15 protein-coding genes are annotated in these 17,040 nt (G+C 50.5%); 8 read left to right on the top strand and 7 right to left on the bottom strand.

Going from position 1 to position 17,040, the window contains the following annotated elements:
* Positions 1 to 34: 34 nt before the first annotated feature.
* A complete protein-coding gene (locus tag OIN60_RS13105; RefSeq protein WP_305755292.1) occupies positions 35 to 1,381 on the bottom strand; it encodes an RsmF rRNA methyltransferase first C-terminal domain-containing protein in 1,347 nt (448 codons plus the stop codon).
* A 343-nt stretch (positions 1,382 to 1,724) separates the two neighbouring features.
* On the opposite strand from OIN60_RS13105, the gene OIN60_RS13100 reads away from it, so the two are divergent.
* Positions 1,725 to 2,849, top strand: a complete 1,125-nt coding sequence (locus tag OIN60_RS13100) for a glycosyltransferase family 4 protein (protein WP_305755291.1) — start codon at positions 1,725 to 1,727, stop codon at positions 2,847 to 2,849.
* A 25-nt stretch (positions 2,850 to 2,874) separates the two neighbouring features.
* On the opposite strand, the gene OIN60_RS13095 is transcribed toward OIN60_RS13100, so the two are convergent.
* Entirely contained in the window at positions 2,875 to 3,981 is a 1,107-nt protein-coding gene (locus OIN60_RS13095) for a YkvI family membrane protein (protein ID WP_305755290.1), read from the bottom strand.
* A 306-nt stretch (positions 3,982 to 4,287) separates the two neighbouring features.
* Here OIN60_RS13095 and OIN60_RS13090 point away from each other — a divergent pair, with 306 nt between their 5' ends.
* The 3 genes from OIN60_RS13090 (at position 4,288) to OIN60_RS13080 (ending at position 5,644) form a co-directional block, all read left to right on the top strand.
* The gene (locus OIN60_RS13090; protein WP_305755289.1) at positions 4,288 to 4,860 is read left to right on the top strand and encodes a xanthine phosphoribosyltransferase; all 573 of its coding nucleotides are present in this window, start codon (positions 4,288 to 4,290) and stop codon (positions 4,858 to 4,860) included.
* Between the two features lie 102 nt (positions 4,861 to 4,962).
* On the top strand, positions 4,963 to 5,292 hold the full coding sequence (locus tag OIN60_RS13085) for a hypothetical protein (RefSeq protein ID WP_305755288.1): 330 nt from the start codon (positions 4,963 to 4,965) through the stop codon (positions 5,290 to 5,292).
* A 115-nt stretch (positions 5,293 to 5,407) separates the two neighbouring features.
* Entirely contained in the window at positions 5,408 to 5,644 is a 237-nt protein-coding gene (locus OIN60_RS13080; RefSeq protein WP_305755287.1) for a hypothetical protein, read from the top strand.
* 57 nt (positions 5,645 to 5,701) lie between these two features.
* Here OIN60_RS13080 and OIN60_RS13075 read toward each other — a convergent pair whose 3' ends face one another.
* Together OIN60_RS13075 and OIN60_RS13070 are read right to left on the bottom strand one after the other, a co-directional pair.
* The gene (locus tag OIN60_RS13075; protein WP_305755286.1) at positions 5,702 to 6,223 is read right to left on the bottom strand and encodes a YhjD family protein; all 522 of its coding nucleotides are present in this window, start codon (positions 6,221 to 6,223) and stop codon (positions 5,702 to 5,704) included.
* A 398-nt stretch (positions 6,224 to 6,621) separates the two neighbouring features.
* Positions 6,622 to 8,112 carry a glycoside hydrolase family 43 protein gene (locus tag OIN60_RS13070; protein WP_305755285.1) on the bottom strand — a complete coding sequence of 497 codons (1,491 nt, stop codon included), beginning with the start codon at positions 8,110 to 8,112 and terminating at the stop codon, positions 6,622 to 6,624.
* 173 nt (positions 8,113 to 8,285) lie between these two features.
* Here OIN60_RS13070 and OIN60_RS13065 point away from each other — a divergent pair, with 173 nt between their 5' ends.
* Positions 8,286 to 9,209 (top strand): ArsR/SmtB family transcription factor, encoded by a 924-nt coding sequence (locus OIN60_RS13065; protein WP_305755553.1) that lies wholly within the window; start codon positions 8,286 to 8,288, stop codon positions 9,207 to 9,209.
* Between the two features lie 526 nt (positions 9,210 to 9,735).
* Here the strand turns inward: OIN60_RS13065 and OIN60_RS13060 are convergent.
* The 3 genes from OIN60_RS13060 to OIN60_RS13050 all read right to left on the bottom strand — a co-directional run bounded on the left by OIN60_RS13060 (position 9,736) and on the right by OIN60_RS13050 (position 13,225).
* Positions 9,736 to 10,638: a transposase gene (locus OIN60_RS13060; protein WP_305755284.1), complete on the bottom strand. Its 903-nt coding sequence runs from the start codon at positions 10,636 to 10,638 to the stop codon at positions 9,736 to 9,738.
* A 316-nt stretch (positions 10,639 to 10,954) separates the two neighbouring features.
* Positions 10,955 to 12,235 (bottom strand): glycoside hydrolase family 27 protein, encoded by a 1,281-nt coding sequence (locus OIN60_RS13055; protein ID WP_305755283.1) that lies wholly within the window; start codon positions 12,233 to 12,235, stop codon positions 10,955 to 10,957.
* 108 nt (positions 12,236 to 12,343) lie between these two features.
* Complete coding sequence (locus OIN60_RS13050; protein WP_305755282.1) at positions 12,344 to 13,225, bottom strand: helix-turn-helix domain-containing protein; 882 nt, start codon at positions 13,223 to 13,225, stop codon at positions 12,344 to 12,346.
* Positions 13,226 to 13,620: 395 nt separating this feature from the next.
* On the opposite strand from OIN60_RS13050, the gene OIN60_RS13045 reads away from it, so the two are divergent.
* The 3 genes from OIN60_RS13045 to OIN60_RS13035 are packed head-to-tail and all read left to right on the top strand — an operon-like array spanning position 13,621 to position 17,022.
* Complete coding sequence (locus OIN60_RS13045; RefSeq protein WP_305755552.1) at positions 13,621 to 14,544, top strand: ABC transporter permease; 924 nt, start codon at positions 13,621 to 13,623, stop codon at positions 14,542 to 14,544.
* Positions 14,545 to 14,580: 36 nt separating this feature from the next.
* A complete protein-coding gene (locus tag OIN60_RS13040; protein WP_305755281.1) occupies positions 14,581 to 15,462 on the top strand; it encodes a carbohydrate ABC transporter permease in 882 nt (293 codons plus the stop codon).
* Positions 15,463 to 15,504: 42 nt separating this feature from the next.
* Entirely contained in the window at positions 15,505 to 17,022 is a 1,518-nt protein-coding gene (locus OIN60_RS13035) for an extracellular solute-binding protein (protein ID WP_305755280.1), read from the top strand.
* Positions 17,023 to 17,040 lie beyond the last annotated feature (18 nt).

Raw genomic sequence — 17,040 nt, 5'->3', positions numbered from 1 at the left:
CTGCGTATGTTGCAGATGGAGGCTGTTGGTCTGTCTATAGGTGCTGCCGGAGTCCTTTGGGAAGGTGATTCTTTAATTGGCCTGAGCTTGCTTTGCCCCAGCCTATAGGAAGGCCGTCCGCCGTTACAAGAATCCATCCTTTAAGCGTAGGGTCCACGTTCAGCATCTCCCCGCGCAGAAATGACCGGACTTCCTCTGATTCAGCAGAAGCGTTGAAAACCCCGCCTGCCTCATCCGGTTTTGAAGCAAGGGCTAGCGCATGGGCAGGCTCAAAGCGGTTTTTCTTCCATTCCCCGAGATGGAGTCCTGCCCGGGGTATCTTTAATCCCGTCATCTGTTCGTCATGAATTGCAAATCCGTTGTTTTCGGGCAGCCAATAGAGAGAGTCACCGAATAAAAGGGGTCGTCCGGGTCCGGGGGCGTATCCTGGTAGAGCGCTCTTCCGCCAGACATTGAACCCTTCCCACGCCTGGTCCAGTTCTCTGGATGGCCGCTTCCGGTTGGTTTTGCCTTTGCCGGTGTTCGTTTCACTGTCGTCTTTGCGCAGCAAGGCGACGAAATGACCTTCCCCCTTCTGCAAATGGGGCCAAATGCGCTCGGTCTGCACCAGGCTCATATCCGGAAATTCCGATGTAAGCCAAGCCATGACGTCTTCGTTCTCTGCTGTGTTGAACGTGCAGGTTGAATACGCCAGCCAGCCGCCAGGCTTCAGCAGCTTATGTACATCCTTGAGAATGTCTTGCTGTCTTGATACGCACATGGCGACAAGCTCCGGACTCCATTCGCGCACAGCATCCGGGTCCTTCCGGAACATGCCTTCGCCGGAGCAAGGGGCGTCAAGCATGATTCTGTCGAAGCATGCGGGAAATCGCTCAGATAATCCGGCGGGTGTACTATTGGTCACAATTACATTACGCAACCCCATGCGCTCGACATTCTCGGCCAGTATTTTTGCTCTTCCGGCATGAATTTCGTTAGATACGATAAGACCCTGTCCTCTTAATTTGGAGGCGATATGCGTGGTTTTGCCGCCTGGAGCTGCAGCCATATCCAGAATGGTTTCACCGGGGCGGGGGTCAAGAAGCTCTACGGCCGACATCGCCGACGGCTCCTGAATATAATAAAGGCCTGCTGTATGGTAAGGATGCTTGCCCGGACGATGGGGTTCCTCATAGTAATATCCTTCGGAGCACCACGGAACAGCTTCCAGATTCCATTGGTTTATGATGCTTTCCCGCAGCTTCGGGGTGGATTTCATCGGATTGATGCGAAGTCCTTGTGCTCTGGGCTGTCTATAGGATTCCAGGAATGCTGTAGTTTCTGCTCCGAGCAGGCTGGAAATTTGTTCTGTATATGCTGATGGCAACGTTGGTTTGTCCATATCGGTGAGGCTCCTTTGAGTACGAAAAATTACATCATGGTTATGCTATGCTGCGTGAGCGGCACGTGCGATAATGTATACAGGAATTTCATTCTGTTCTTCTGACATCGTAAGGCTGTAAGGAATATAATACACAGAGAGGTTCCCGCTGTTTAAGGCAATGCATTCAATGTCTATTTGTTGAATGTAGTCTCTTAATTCGCTACAATAAATTGTATTTGTACAGTCCGGGACTCTTTGCAACAGTGCGTCAGAATTTCAATATATCATACAAATCATTCAACTGCATTCTGATGATTTGCATGATGCAATACGGTCTTGCTTGAAAGGGGAAGCAACACATATGGAACTGCTGCAGGCTTTGTTTTTTCCTCCGGAACAGCCGGGAGGCGTATCGTCGATGATTCCTTACATGCAGGAACGGTTTACCTCACCGCGGTGGGAGATGGAATTGTTCTCCCTGCCCAAACGAATTCGTAATAAAGGGAAAGAAGAGGTCACATTTCACACCTTTGACTGGACCCAATACGCTGAAAGCCCTATCGTACAAAAATATATCCAGACCTACCGCGACTATCTATGGTGGACCCGACTGCGCATTCATAAACCATTCGATCTCATTCATGCCCATCACCCTATTGCCGGCCTGGCCATGAAAACGGTTTTCCCCGATATCCCTTTGATCCAAACGGTTCATTCCTCCTATGAGCGTGAGCTGATCTTGAATGGCAAAATCGAAGAGGGAGGGCTGGAGCATCAGTTTCTGGTATCCATCTACAGGGAGCTTGAACATTGTACGGACCGGCTGATGACAGTCTCCGAATCGTTCCGCAGGTATATGGCTTCCTATGTGGACCGCGATGAGGAGATCAGGGTAATTCCGAACGGCTACGATGAACGCAGATTTAAGCCGATACCCCATGAAAACGAGGTAGCCCAACTGATTACGGTATGCCGCCTTGTCCCCGCCAAGGGACTCGATGTTCTGCTTCACGCCTGCGCGGAATTAAAGAAGCAGGGAATTGAATATGTGCTTCATATCATCGGGGACGGACCGATCCGCCCCGAGCTTGAAGGGATGGCACAGCAGCTCGGCATCTACAATGAAACGATTTTTTACGGTTACACGCTTCACCCCGAAGAATTCATGCCCTTTTTCGATATTTTTGTACTGCCTTCCAGAGCGGAAGCCTTCGGTTCGGTATTCGCGGAAGCGGCGCTCAGCTGTCTGGCACTGGTTGGGACGGCCGTTGGCGGTATTCCCGAGCAGATAGAGCATGGAGTCAATGGACTGCTTGTTCCACCGGATGACCCTGTTGCCTTGGCGGAGGCGCTGGTGTCGGTGATAGCTGATCCGATGTACAGGTATGAGCTCGCGCGTTCCGCCTGTGATAGGGCAAAGGCCAACTACTCGCTCAGCAGGGCAGTCTATGAGCTGAAGAAAATGTATTTGGAATATGCAAAATAAGCTAAGGCTGCTGGTAGAAGGATTGTCAGCTCTTGAAGATATGCTGTTTGAGTGAATTGGCGAAGGTACGGTTTTTTCTGTTAAAAGGAGTCAGGGGATGCCCTTTATGACCCGAATAAATGAGCATCCCTATCCAAAACAGGCTGATCAAACCAAAGATGGGATACAAAAAGGACAGCAATGGGCTGAAGCCGAATTGGCTGATCAGAAAGCAAACCAGCATGATGAACAGCGTAATGATTCTGGGCGACACGCGTACATATTGCTGCAGTTGCAGGGTTAAGCCATAGATATCGGCTACGAAGGTGCTGAAGATTTCCAGGAAAATCATAATCATATAAACGGTTTGTACGGCGATTCCAAGCTGGATAGCGACATTTCCCATGGGAATCTCAAACTGTTGGATGCCCGGCATCTGGGCTGACATGGCAAAATGGGCGGCCATCAGCATAATTCCTACGCCTACCCCGCCAAGCACGCCTCCCCAACGGATGGTGCTTTTGGAGGCCGTCTGGCTTCCAAGGGGTACGAGCACAGCCTGAGCCATGCTGAGATTGAAGGAAGTATACAGAATCGGTGCTAGCCATACAAGTATCGGGTTATGGTCTGTCTTGATAATAATAAAATTGTCATAATTCGGTGTGTTCAGTGTGCTGATGATTAGCAAAAGGGACAGGAGCATCATGACAGGCACCAGGATGGAATTCATTTGCAGGATGGCATGCATCCCTTTGCTGAGCAGTAAATACGTGCAGAGTAGAGTGAGGAGCAGTCCGCTTTGGTAGTTTAAATGGAGATGCTCCATAAATACCGAGCCGGAGCCTGCCAGCATGACACTATTCACCCCGAGTAGAATGATCAATGTAATCCAACTGATCCATTTGCCTGCTTTTGGACCGAATAAATGCAGGTTTACGTCTTCGTAGGAACGTGCGGAGATTTCATGGGCGATAAGCATGAGCCTTGTCCCCAGCCAAATAAAAATAATAGTGGACAGCATGATCGTGGCTGTCGCCAAGCTTCCGAACCGGGTGAAAAACTGCAAAATTTCCTGCCCTGTGGCAAAACCGGCTCCAACAATGGTTCCTATGTATGTAAAAGCGATCTGAAGGATGTGAATGTTGCGTCCCATGTTCCTCCCCCTGTCCTTGTACCAATGAGAACGTGCATAATATAAGGTATGTCCTGCCGGTGATGGACATGACTTACGACTTGAAAAGTATAATATCTACAATGGAAGATATCTGCTATCCGCGTACATAGGATTTCTACAGGTGTATCACCTTTTTGGCAGTTTTAACGGCGGTGGCGATCTCCGTATGCGTGACATGGTTCTGGAAAAAGCGGTGCGGTTCAGCAAGTTGAGCACTTTAGCTTGAAAGCTGCAGCCCTCTGTGGTAATTTTACGGCAGTAGGATCGGCATGGGAGGTTAAAATTATGGAAGCTTTAAAAAGACGGATATTGGAAGAAGGCGTTGTTGCTTCGGATCAGGTACTGAAATTGGATGGATTATTGAATCATCAGGTGGATCCTGTGCTGACGATGGAAATGGGCAAGGAATTTGCCGAGCGGTTTCGCGATGAGCATATTACCAGAGTCGTCACGGTGGAGTCGTCCGGCATTGCTGTAGCCTTCGCCACGGCATATGAGCTAGGAGTTCCGCTTGTATTTGCCCGGCGCAAGAAGACACTTCTGGCAGATCCTGATGCGCTGTCCGAGCGGGTACCTTCGTTTACGAAGGGAATCGTAACAGACATCATGCTGTCCCGCCAATTTATTCATGAGAACGACCGGGTGCTGTTTATCGACGATATCATAGCCAACGGTGATGCTGCGAGAGGAATGGTGAAAATCATCCAGCGCTCCGGCGCGCATCTGGCCGGCTTTGGCGTAGTTGTCGAGAAGTGCTTTCAGGCAGGGGCACGCACCATTCGTGAGCAGGGAATCCGGATTGAATCGCTTGTGCGAATCGCATCATTGTCCGATGGAACTGTCCAGTTTGCAGAATAGTAACAATTCTCCAAGTCCTTGACCTAATTTATTGCAATGCCTTTGCAACGAAGGTAATATCGCTTATAATATAGGTAAGGTTTTGGGAGAGGAGGCAGCACCATGGGGAAAGAGCAATTGACGGAGCAATACTTTTTGGAAAAGTTGACGGCGGCAAAGACTCATTTTGAACGTGCCCTGGATTGTAAACATACAGAGTTTGATGACCTGTATCCCTATATGATCGAGCATCCTCAGTTTTTCTGGTATAAGCGTTATGTCGCTTGGTCTGAATTACTGACGCTCGTAAGCCTATGCGAGGATTTAACCTTTCCTTGGAAGGAACAGTTCACTCCTCACCAGGTAGAGTATGTAGAGCAACGTGTGTTGTCTGCAAAAGTGCTTGATTTCTGGTTCGAAAAGAACGACAGCAAAGAACACGCACAGCGTTAATTATTCAGGAAAATCTGTTGCTTAGTCGGCATTCCATATACACAGGTGAGACCTAAATGGTTATATTTAGGTCTCTTTTTTATAGTGGTCATGTATCCAGAGAGAAGGTGAATCAATGATCAGTGATGAAGTATTGGATGTATACCGGGTTTCCGGTGAGAAGGTTCGTGTCATTCGTGACAGTCTGAAGGAAAATGATGTGGTCGGTATCGTGCTGGCTTGGGATGATGAGCATTTGCTGATTCGCAGGCCGAATCGGAATATCGTAAAGCTCAGTAGAAGTTATAACGTGCAGCCGTTCAAGGAACCCCGCCCGGATATGCTGGGTGTGCAGCAAGATGATGTTATCTAGTAGGGGAAAAGGGAGCCTCAAAAGGTCAGTTGACCTGTGGCTCCCTCTTTGCATCGATCAGCCTCTTGCCGCTGCACTTACTGGACGGCGAAGCGGTCTGCGTTGTGCTGTGGTGGGCATGGACGCAGCGTGTCTGGAGCGGCGTCCGGTATAGCGGGATGGCTCTACACGTTTATACGGTTCAACTCCTGTGGAAAGCGAAGTGATAGGCAGGGAGGTCTTTAATCCCAGGTAGGCCCGCATTCTTTCGTACATTTCCAGACGGAACACAGGCATCGGGATGCTGATGTCTCCTCCGGAATCCCTGCAGGTGAAGGAGGCTTGCACAGTCGATTCGTCCTGCCGGATATGATGAACAGTGATGCCACGCTTTCTGAACTCATGTTTCACTTCGGACATTATAATACCGGTACGGTCCGCTCCGGTGTTGACAAGCTCCACATATAGATCCGGTGTTCTCAGCACACCACTGTCTTCCAATATATGACTGTCCCGCTCGAAAATCCTCTGAATAAAAAGCAGGTACAAGTAATTTTGAATCAAAGCAAGTTCTTCTTTCGTAACGACTACAGTAATCATGCCAAGTCACCGCCTTCGGTTAATTGTGATTAAAATAATCCTCTATTACAGGAACTTATGTTCTTATTTATTCTTATCTTAACCGAACATATGAGCGGAAATCAAGATGAAAATGGGGAAAATAACTCTTTTCGCGAAAAAAATTTCCGAACTCGGCTCTGAAAAATTTCTACCATGTAAAAAAATGCTTTATTGTTGACTTTATAATGATATATATGATAGGTTATATTTTTTCGCTGTGAAAAAAAATTAAAGCTGACGATACAATTTGCGGTCGTGGCGGAATTGGCAGACGCGCACGGTTCAGGAGCTTTTTGCATATACAAACACAGCCGGTTCCCGGGTTAATCCCGAGGAACCGGCTTTACATTTTCTAGGCAACCCGTTTAAGGAGAGGTTTATAGATAATCGCACTTGAATTTTGAAAACTCAGCCATAGAGCCTTGCCCATAGGTATATAAACCGATGAGTACGCCTGTAAACCCTCCCGCAACTTCGGAGGAAAGGTACCTGGTTTGTGCCGTGCCTAAGAGGGTATCTTGTCCGTTTGCATGAACGAGGAAGCTATAGCGCTCACGACTTGCCCGTATCATCAGAGTAGCATGATTCTCACTTCCCAAGTCTACTTCATATTCGATGGATTTAATATCCCCGATATTCAGGCGCTCGATCACTTTATAACCGTTCTCATCTTGACGTACGGCTAAATCATAATGATGATTCTCATCCATATAGAGCGTGATGCCGGCTTCTCCGCTTGTAAGCTGTACATCGCAAGAGATTTCCGCATCGAAGTCCCTTTGGCGAATGCCTATAAATGTCGGGGATTCCGGCATATCCAGAGTCACTTCGGTCCCTTTAAGCTTGACCTTATCAAACTCTAACACATAATTCTCCGCAACAGGATGACGGAGGTAACACCAGTCCAGCTTCCATTCCGTGTTCTCGAAAGTAAAGGTCTTCTTCTCCTGCTGCACGACATGGCTTGGGATGCGGTCGGTCTCAAAGCTGGTAAGGGTGGTACCGTTATGTCCTGCGGTAAACCAGCCATCCTCGCCGAAAGTAACCGGTGTCAGGAAAACTTCGCGGCCAAGGTGATGGTAGGTAAGCCAGCGGCCGATTTGACGGAAGCCCAGATGCAGCATCCACCAATTTCCGTCATCATCTTGAATCAGATCGCCATGACCAACCCCCTGCAGCTCATAACCACCCAGATTGCGATTGGTCAGTACCGGATTATTCGGATAGGCTTCGAACGGACCGGAGATCGAATCTCCCCGTGCATAAGTGACCATATGGCCATATTCAGTTCCGCCTTCAGACACCATTAGGTAATATCGGCCATTTATTTTATACATATGCGGGCTTTCCAAATATCGTCCGCCTGTTCCTCGCCAAATCGAACGACTTGGCGACAGCTTGCCCCCCGTTTCAATGTCAATTTCACACTGAGCAATCCCGCCAATTCCGTTATCGTCTTTCCCGTTGCTCATAAAGAAGGCTTTCCCGTCTTCAAAATACAAATCGGGGTCGATTCCCCCCTGATCCACATAGATCGGTTCAGACCATTCACCGTAAATATCGTCAGTCCATACATAGAAATTTTGACGAGTGGTGTCGTTGGTCGTGGTCATGTAGAATCTCCCGTCATTGTACCGGATCGTTGGAGCGAAAACTCCGCCGGAGCTGCCGACCTTACCGAGTTGAATCTGACTCTCTCTGGTTAGACAATGACCGATTTGTTTCCAGTTGATCAGGTCTTTGCTCTCAAAAATCGGAACGCCGGGGAAGTACTGAAAGGAACTGCAAACCAGATAATAGATATCTTTTACTTTGCATACACTGGGATCAGGATAAAACCCTTTGATGACCGGGTTATTGTATTTCATGGTTCCACCTCTTTCATAAATTCACAATGATATAAATCTAATGGGTTCAGTAGTTAAGGGAATTAAACACCATTGTTTAAAGATTTGCAATGGATTAGGCTTGATGATTCATGTTAAATCTTTTAAATTAACATATATGTGATTTCAATAGATATAGTCAGGAGAGTATGATGATCATCAAAGCGAACGGGGAACCGAAATTTATGCCGTTATACGAGGCGTTGGCCAGTGAAGTCAGATGGAAGATTATGAGCCTCATTGCGGATCACGAGATGAATGTGAAGGATATTGCGGATCGATTGGAACTCAGCCCCTCTATCATCACGATGCATATCCGAAAACTCGAACAAGCGGGGCTTATCGGAAGTCACAGGGTACGGCTGGGCGGGGGAACGCACAAAATGTGTTTTCTCAAGCAAAAAAACGTCGAGATTGAGCTGCCGTCTGCCAGCCACACCGCGAAGATCAGCGAGCAGAGTATTTCAGTTGGTCATTACACCGCTTTTGAAGTCCATCCTACTTGCGGGCTAGGTACGCGCGAGAAAGAAATCGGAGTTTGGGACGACCCGCGCTACTTTCTCGATCCCGAGCGGGTTCACGCTGCCATTCTGTGGTTTGGATGGGGTTATGTTGAATACAAAATGCCTAACTATTTGCTTGCCGATCAAACCGCGGACGCCATCGAAATCTCAATGGAGATGGCTTCGGAAGCTCCTGGCTTAAGGGATTATTGGCTTTCGGATATTGAGTTCACCTTCAACGGCATCTCCCTTGGCACATGGACAAGTCCGGCTGACTTCGGAAGAGCAGCGCGGGGGAGATTTACACCTGAATGGTGGCATCGAAATGTGAATCAATACGGGTTATTGAAGACAATTCGAATTGACACATCGGGTACATTTATAGATGGTGAGCGGATGTCGGAGGTGACCCTCGCGGATATCAAGCTGCGGGAACCGTTCTGGACGCTTCGCTTCGCGGTTGATGAGCAGGCAGTTAACGTAGGAGGATTGACACTTTATGGTTCCGGATTCGGTAATCATAATCAAGACATTGTCATCCGTACGTATCTTAACGGCAAAAACAATTGCAAATAACTGCAGAATCGCATCTATTTCTTAACTTGTGAAAAACAGATGTGTTATCGCAGTCATCCGGGGCCCAAGATGGAACACCAAGGTAGAAATTAGGGCCAAATAATGACGTTGATAGACTAGGGATAGATGCTAGGTACCAGAATTTGTATAATCTCGAAGATCAATATTCGCTGCCTAGACGCCTTGCACGATTATCCCGTTTGATCAGGTTAGTAGCAAAGAAAATAGACAAGCTCGGGAGAAAGAAATATTTTGTGGAGAAGCAGATGGGTTCAGGATAAATTAGATGGGCTTAGGAGAACGAGAAGGAGAAGGAAGCAGGATTAGGAGAAGTAAAGCAGACCGGACAGGAGATGGAGGACAAGACACGGGAAAACGAACAGACCGTGATTTTGCTGCAGCCTAAACTTTCCCGTTTGCAGGCCCGCAACAACGTCAGCACCGTTCATGTTAATCGGCACCCTCAAGTTGATCCGTATCCAGTTAACCCCTACCGTTAAAGCGTCATGATCCAAGCGCCACGATATCAGGCAGCAGCCGCAAGAGACTGATTCGGTTGGCGCGCGATCAGCTGACGATAGGTAATCGCCGGAATCGCCACACCCATGTACAGTAACTTCTGCTGCATCGTTTCTTCCGCTCCAGGTAGGTGCAGTCGGCGGCGTCCGGTGTACTCGTTCAGGTACGCCTGCAGATGCTTCGGCCCCAAGGCTACATACGTATTCTTCAGCGATTCCCATGCCTCTCTCACCACTTTCCGCAAGGGCGTATACAGTCGATAGGCTAGAGGAAACGACTGTACCGCTGATGCACGAACATCTACATGCCCATTGATGAACACGGCGAGTTCGTGACGGTTTGCTCTATTCCCATCTCCCTTCTTCTGCGGGACCAGGCGGATTTTGACCTGCTCCAGCTCGTCCGACTCCGTGACCGTGCACCCGGCTACGACCGCCGAAGCATATGGATGAGGAAACTGTGGCCGGGACGGATTACGCCCATACAGGTCGCTGTTCACCTTCACGTCTCCGCAGAGCAGCTCCCGGGCATCGAACTCTCCAATGGCATGGCGTATTTTGTGCAGCATCAACCAGGCGGTTTTGTAGGTGACCTGGATCACCTGACTTAGCCGCATCGCCGAGATGCCGTCGGGGAGCAGGAACAATTCCAGTGCCTGGAACCACTTGGTCAAGGGGAGATGGGTTCGTTCAAAAATCGTGCCGACCAAAGCGGACGTTTGATGTGCGCACTTTGCGCACTCGAACAAAGGGACACGTCGGGAAGTCAGACGACTGCAGCGGGTGTGAGCACAGCGTGAGCAGACGAAGCCATTCGGCCACTTCAGCGCGATCAGCGCCTCCATGCAGGCCTGCTCGCTGTGATAACGGCTGCTGAAGGGTTGAAATTCCGTTTCCGCATGGATCTCCATGTCCGCTCGCCCCCAAATCAAGAATTAGCGCACGTATGTTCGCTTTATTCCATTATACCAAACATACGTTCTTGTTTCAAGCCGAACATCTCATTTGAACCACCTCTTTTTCTTCTCTCTTTCTATATCTCTACTCTTATCGGCTTCCGACCCTCAACCCTCCCCCCTGAACGAAAGGGATAATCGTGCAAAGGCGGCATGCAGGACACCAAGACACCAAGACACCAAGACACCAAGACACCAAGACACGAACGAACCCATAGGGGCGCGCGCGATAAAGACTCGACAAAACGAGATTTTTCTTATTGCCGTACTTTCAAAAGAACCGATAAAGGCGTACCCCGTGCGGCGGCACAGTGGCCCGCAGCAGGCCTGCCGCAAGCTCGGCCGGTGTTCCGCTCCACAGCTCGGTGCCTGCGGCGATGTCTGTAAGGTCGATCTGTTCAAGGACCAGGTCCAGTGGCAGCGGGCTCTCACCAATGTTGAAGACGGCGGCGTAGCGGGAGCCAGCGGCATCTTCGGCCGTCCAGACGATAAGGTTGCCCTTGCGCAGCGCTTCCTTCGCTCCAAAGCTGTCCCGGTGCATGCGCAGTACCTCGCGGTTGGTCAGCAGCGACAGCGTCCAGTCGTCGCAGTCCCGCAGCTCCCCGCCGAAGATGAGCGGCGAGCGGAAGATGCTCCAGAGCGACATCATTGTTAATTGCTCATCGCGCGTGAACCGGGTCCAACGGTCCGAGCCTCCGCCATCCACAGAGCGAATACCGATGTGACCGAGCGGCAGCATATCGCAGTCAGGCCAGCAACCTGCCTGCGGTATGCCCTGCCATGTCCGGCAACGGTCGAACATGTCCAGCAAGAGTGGCCACTGGTCCCAGAAGTCGTCCGTGACTCGCCACATGTTGGCATGTTCGGCGAAGAATGCTGAGTATTGCACCGGAGCGGGGCCGGGAGACAGGCTTAGCACCATGGGCCGGCCGCAGCGCTCGATCGCTTTGGAGATCAGGGCGATCTCCGGCTGGTGGGTGTCGTACAGCTTGGAAGCCGCGATGTCGTCCACCTTCACAAGATCGACGCCCCACTGTGCATACAGTTCAAAGAGAGAATCGTAATAAGCTTGGGCTCCTTCCTTCGAGGCATCGACGCCGTACATATCCGTATTCCATGGACAGATAGAATTGGTATGCGCAATATCGCGTGCTGTCACGGCTGTACCCAGAATCGGCGTGGCGGCGTGGACGGCCTGCCGGGCAATGCCGCGCATAATGTGAATACCGAATTGCAGTCCAAGGCTGTGCACATAATCGGCTAATGGCTTGAAGCCCTGGCCGCCCGCTGCTGAAGGGAACCGATTCTCAGCAGGCATGAGCCGCGAATATTCATCCATCACGAGCGGAACAAACGGCCGGTATTGAGAGGAACTCGCGTAGGGCTCGTACCACTGAATATCGACGGTGATATAGCTCCAGCCAAATGCTTTAAGATGCTTCGCCATGTACTCCGCATTACCCCGAATCTCGTCTTCCGTTACGGCCGCGCCATAGCAGTCCCAACTGTTCCAGCCAAGCGGCGGCGTAGGCGCAGTAAGCTTATGTTCCATTGTAAAGCTCCTTTACTGATTAATTATTGCTGTTGCCATGTTCATCATAATAAAGGAGATTAGCGATATCTATAGTAATCTTGCAAGTCTGATCGTACAATATTGCGGTTAATCGAAGAACAGCTTGCGATAAGCAAGGCTTTCGCTCCCGCTGCGGAATTCTCCCGGCGTGAGCCCTGTCAAGCTGCGGAATGCTCTGATAAAATAACTTCCGCTGGAGTAGCCAAGCCGCTCGGCGATGGCCTCAATGCTAAGGCTGGTTCCCCGGAGCAGCTCCATAGCCTTCTCGGTGCGGACACGGGTCAAGTAGGCGCCGGGTGTCAGGCCCGTACTGGCCGAAAATCGGCGGATCAAGTGGTACTTGGACAGGGAGACATACTCGGAAAGCTGATCGATACTGATCATCCGTGAATAGTTGAGCTCTATAAATTCCGCTGCTCGCCTGACGTTCTCCGGCCAGATATCCCTGTCCTGCAGAGTTGTGACCTGCATTCTGGCCAGTTCTGTCACGAACTGATAGACGCAAGACGACGCGATCAGGGGATCGGAGATTCTGCCTGCCCCCGCATCGACCACTATCATTCGCGACAGCCGGACTGGCGCAGAGTCTGCAGGCAGATGAGGAACTTCCCCGGCTTCAAGCAGGAATCTGCGCCAATGGGGTCCAATAAGATTGGGCCGGAACAGCAGGAACAGGAATTCCCAAGGCTCTTTTGATTCCGGGGGGTAATAATAGCGATGCGCTCCTGGAATCTCGGCGAGAAAAGCCTGTCCGGCGGTGACACGGTGAATCCGGTTCCCCGACTCGTATACGCCTTCGCCGGAGAGAGTGTACTGGAATAGTAGGAGAGGCCCATCGGTCCGTTCCAGTCCGTCCCAACGATAAGAAGGATCGGTGATAGAATCGTAGCCGGCCGCAAATAATACGCACAGATTGAGTTCCTTATCTTCAGCAAACCGAAAGCCATAGGTGCCTTTGGGAATGTCCATGAATGTCCTCCTTGTAGTAACTTGTAACTAAGCATACGACTTAACCTGTAATCTCGCTACGAACTTTATGGACTTGAACTACGAGTTTAATCCCGATGCGGCTGCATCGAAGGCTTCTTTTAGCAAGATGAGTGGAGGCATGTTCTGGTGGTGTGAAATGAAATTTCCGCAGGTTAAATCAGTATGATTGGGCTGAAAGAGAGTATGATTCGCGTAAAATACGCCCTAAAAAGGGGGCAGAACGGCTTAAAAGTGAAAAAGGTTAGCAGCGTATGATTGCCTGTCATCCCGCCTGAACCTATGATGTGGAATGTAAGCGCTTCAAAAAAAGGACATCATCAGACGGGGAGGATAAAGAGATGGACCAGCAATATGCTACCCAGACGTCACTGGAAATGGGGAAGAAGCGGCCTCGACCGCAGTTTGTCAAAGACATTCTAAGAGACCGCTGGATGTACGTGCTGCTCCTTCCGGGCGTTTTGTATTTCGTCATATTCAAATACTTTCCGATGGCCGGTCTGGTCATGGCCTTTCAGGACTACAAACCGCATTTGGGGTTTATGGAAAGCCCTTGGGTCGGTCTGAAGCATTTTGCACGTTTTTTTACGGAGCCGCAATTTTGGATGCTGTTCCGCAATACGTTCCTGCTTGCTGTATACAATTTGGTTTTCTTTTTCCCGCTGCCCATCATTCTGGCGCTGATGCTTAATGAAGTGCGCGTGAAGATGTTCCAGCGATTCGTGCAAACGGTCGTATATTTGCCGCACTTTGTGTCATGGGTTGTTGCTGTCGGCATCTTCTACGTGCTGTTTACGACCGAAGGAGGCGTCGTTAATGAATTCATCGCCAGACTGGGCATGGAAAAAATCCCGTTCCTGTTAAGCGAAGAATGGTTCAGAACGATGATCGTAAGCCAGTCGATTTGGAAGGAAGCGGGATGGGGCACGATCATTTTTCTGGCGGCCTTGTCCGGCGTTGATCTTCAGCTCTATGAAGCGGCCCGTATCGACGGAGCCGGCCGTTGGCGTCAACTGTGGCATATTACGCTGCCGGCGATCCGCAGCACGATCGTCATCCTGTTTATTTTGAGGCTAGGCAGCTTCCTGGATACGGGCTTTGAGCATATTTTCCTGATGCTGAATTCCATGAACCGGGAAGTCGGCGAGGTGTTCGACACTTACGTGTACATGAAGGGATTGACGCAGGCGCAATACAGCTACAGCGCGGCTGTTGGCATGTTCAAATCGCTGGTCGGTCTGGTGCTTGTCATGGGAGCGAACCGCTTGGCCAAAAAAATGGGCGAAGAAGGCGTTTATTAAGAAGGCGTTTACTAAGCGGAAGGGGTTGATCAAGCCATGCCTTTGGCGGACAAATCGGTCAGCAGCCGGGTTTTCACAGTCATCAACTATTCGCTGCTGATGCTCAGTTCCATCATTACCGTTGTTCCTTTTATTTACATTCTGGCCGTATCGTTTGCAACTCCCGAGGAAGTGGCGCAGGGAGGACTTATGCTGTTTCCGACGAAATTTACGCTCGGCGCGTACCAGTACATCTTTTCCACCGAAACGCTGGTCCGCAGCATCCTGGTATCGATCTATGTGACTGTGCTCGGCACACTGATCAATCTGCTGCTTACCTCGTTTATGGCTTATCCCCTGGCGAGACCGACATTGCGGGGAAGAGGCGTCGTGCTGTTCATGGTGCTGTTCACGATGCTGTTCAGCGGTGGCATTATCCCGACCTATTTCGTCGTCAAAGCGTTTGGCATGATCGACACCTACTGGTCTCTGATCATCCCGGGGGCCATCAGCGCCTTCAACCTGATCGTGCTCAAAAACTTTTTTCAGCAGATCCCCGAAGGGCTGGAGGAGGCGGCGAAAATCGACGGTTGCCACGATCTGGGCATCCTGTTCCGGATCGTGCTGCCACTGTCGATGCCGGCGATGGCGACATTCGGGCTCTTTTACGCAGTTGCTCATTGGAATTCGTATTTCAATGCGGTCATGTACATCAACGATTCCGAAAAATGGCCGGTGCAGGTCGTGCTAAGACAAATTGTGCTGCTGTCTCAGGACATGATCGGCGATTCCACCGCGCAGGCGGAGCCGATGGAGTATTTGCCGCAGACGATCCGCATGGCGTCAATCGTGATCGCGACGATTCCGATCGTCATTGTATATCCTTTCCTGCAAAAATATTTTGCCAAAGGTGTCATGCTGGGCTCGGTTAAAGGTTAAGCGTCTTCATCCCATATATCTACCATACAGGAGGTTTCACATATGAAGAAAAAGCGTGTCATATCCGTCGTCACTACATTCGGCGTCCTGGTCGCCACAGCAAGCATCCTTGCCGCCTGCGGAGAGAATGAAGGGCAGGACGGCACACAGACAGAGAACGGGCCATTGGCAGTGACCATCGCCACACCGCAGGTCGGGGAAGCTCCGGGCAAGGACACAGAGGTCGAGCAGGCCATCGAAAAATACACGGATACAGAGATCGATATTCAATGGATTCCGGCCGCTGCGTTTGAAGACAAGAAAAACATCATGATCGCCTCCGACGAAATGCCGAAAGCGTTCAAAATTACGTACAACGCTTCCACGCTGAACGCGATTCAGTCCGGCCTGTTCTGGGAAATCGGCCCTTACCTGCAGGATTACAAAAATTTAGCCGCAGTCAATTCCATGCACTACGACAACATCAAGGTGGATGGCAAGCTGTATGGACTGCCGCTATACCGGGATATTGGCCGCGCAGGCATCGTTTACCGCAAGGACTGGTTCGACGAGCTGGGACTGAAGATTCCGGTTACGCTGGACGACTGGTACCAGGCGGCGAAGAGCGTCGCCGAGCAGGACCCGGATAAAAACGGGCAAAGGGATTCATATCTGCTGTTCCTTGACAAATCGTACAACGATCCGGCCGCCAGCAGCGCATTCCTGACACGGCTTGCCGTAACACAAGGGGCCCCGAATAAGTGGGGATACGTGGACGGTAAGGTCATTCCGGAATTCATGACCGGGCCTTATATGGACTCCATGAAGCTGCTGCGCAGACTGTATGAGGAGAAATTGATCAATCAGGATTTCTCCGTGGTGCAGACGGCCGATGCCGACAATAAGTGGAATGCGGGTCAAGCCGCGATGCGCAATGCGGTAGCGTCCGCTGCGGCCACTTCGTACATCAATGTATCCAAGGCTGTGCCTCATGCGGTTGTTGATGTTGTGCCGTTCAAAGGACCGTCGGGGGATCGCCTGCCGGCGGAGCCGGGCAATAACGGTTTCTTCGTATTCCCGAAATCGTCCGTGAAATCCGAAGCGGAATTGAAGCGGCTGCTCGCTTTCTTCGACAAGCTGCTGGAGCCCGAAATGTCCACACTGCTGAGCCGGGGGATCGAAGGCAAGCACTTCCAAAAAACAGAGGACGGAAAAGCGGATATTACCGATCTGACGCTGTTCAATCTTGAGGTGAAGCCGTACCGTGACAGTTTGCCGTCGTTCGAGGTAGGAGGACAAGGGCTTCCGCTCAAGCTGAACGAACTGCAGGCTAAAGGCTGGGAGATCGTTGCCGCGAACCTGGAGCATGCCGTGCCGAATGTGGCGTTGACCCTGCTGTCGCCGATGTATACGGAAAGAGGCAGCGAGCTGGATACGATGATCCGCGACGCCCAAACCAAATTCATCATGGGCAAACTGGACGAAGCAGGCTGGGAAGCGGAAGTGGACAATTGGCGAAAGGCAGGCGGTGACAAGGTCATGGAAGAGTTGACCGAAGCGTACAATAAGCAGAACAAATAAGCAGCGAGTTAGAAATCA

It is taken from the genome of Paenibacillus zeirhizosphaerae (assembly GCF_030705605.1).
In the GTDB taxonomy this organism is placed as follows: Bacteria; Bacillota; Bacilli; order Paenibacillales; family Paenibacillaceae; genus Paenibacillus; species Paenibacillus zeirhizosphaerae.
This window is presented reverse-complemented; position numbering and strand designations above follow the sequence as displayed.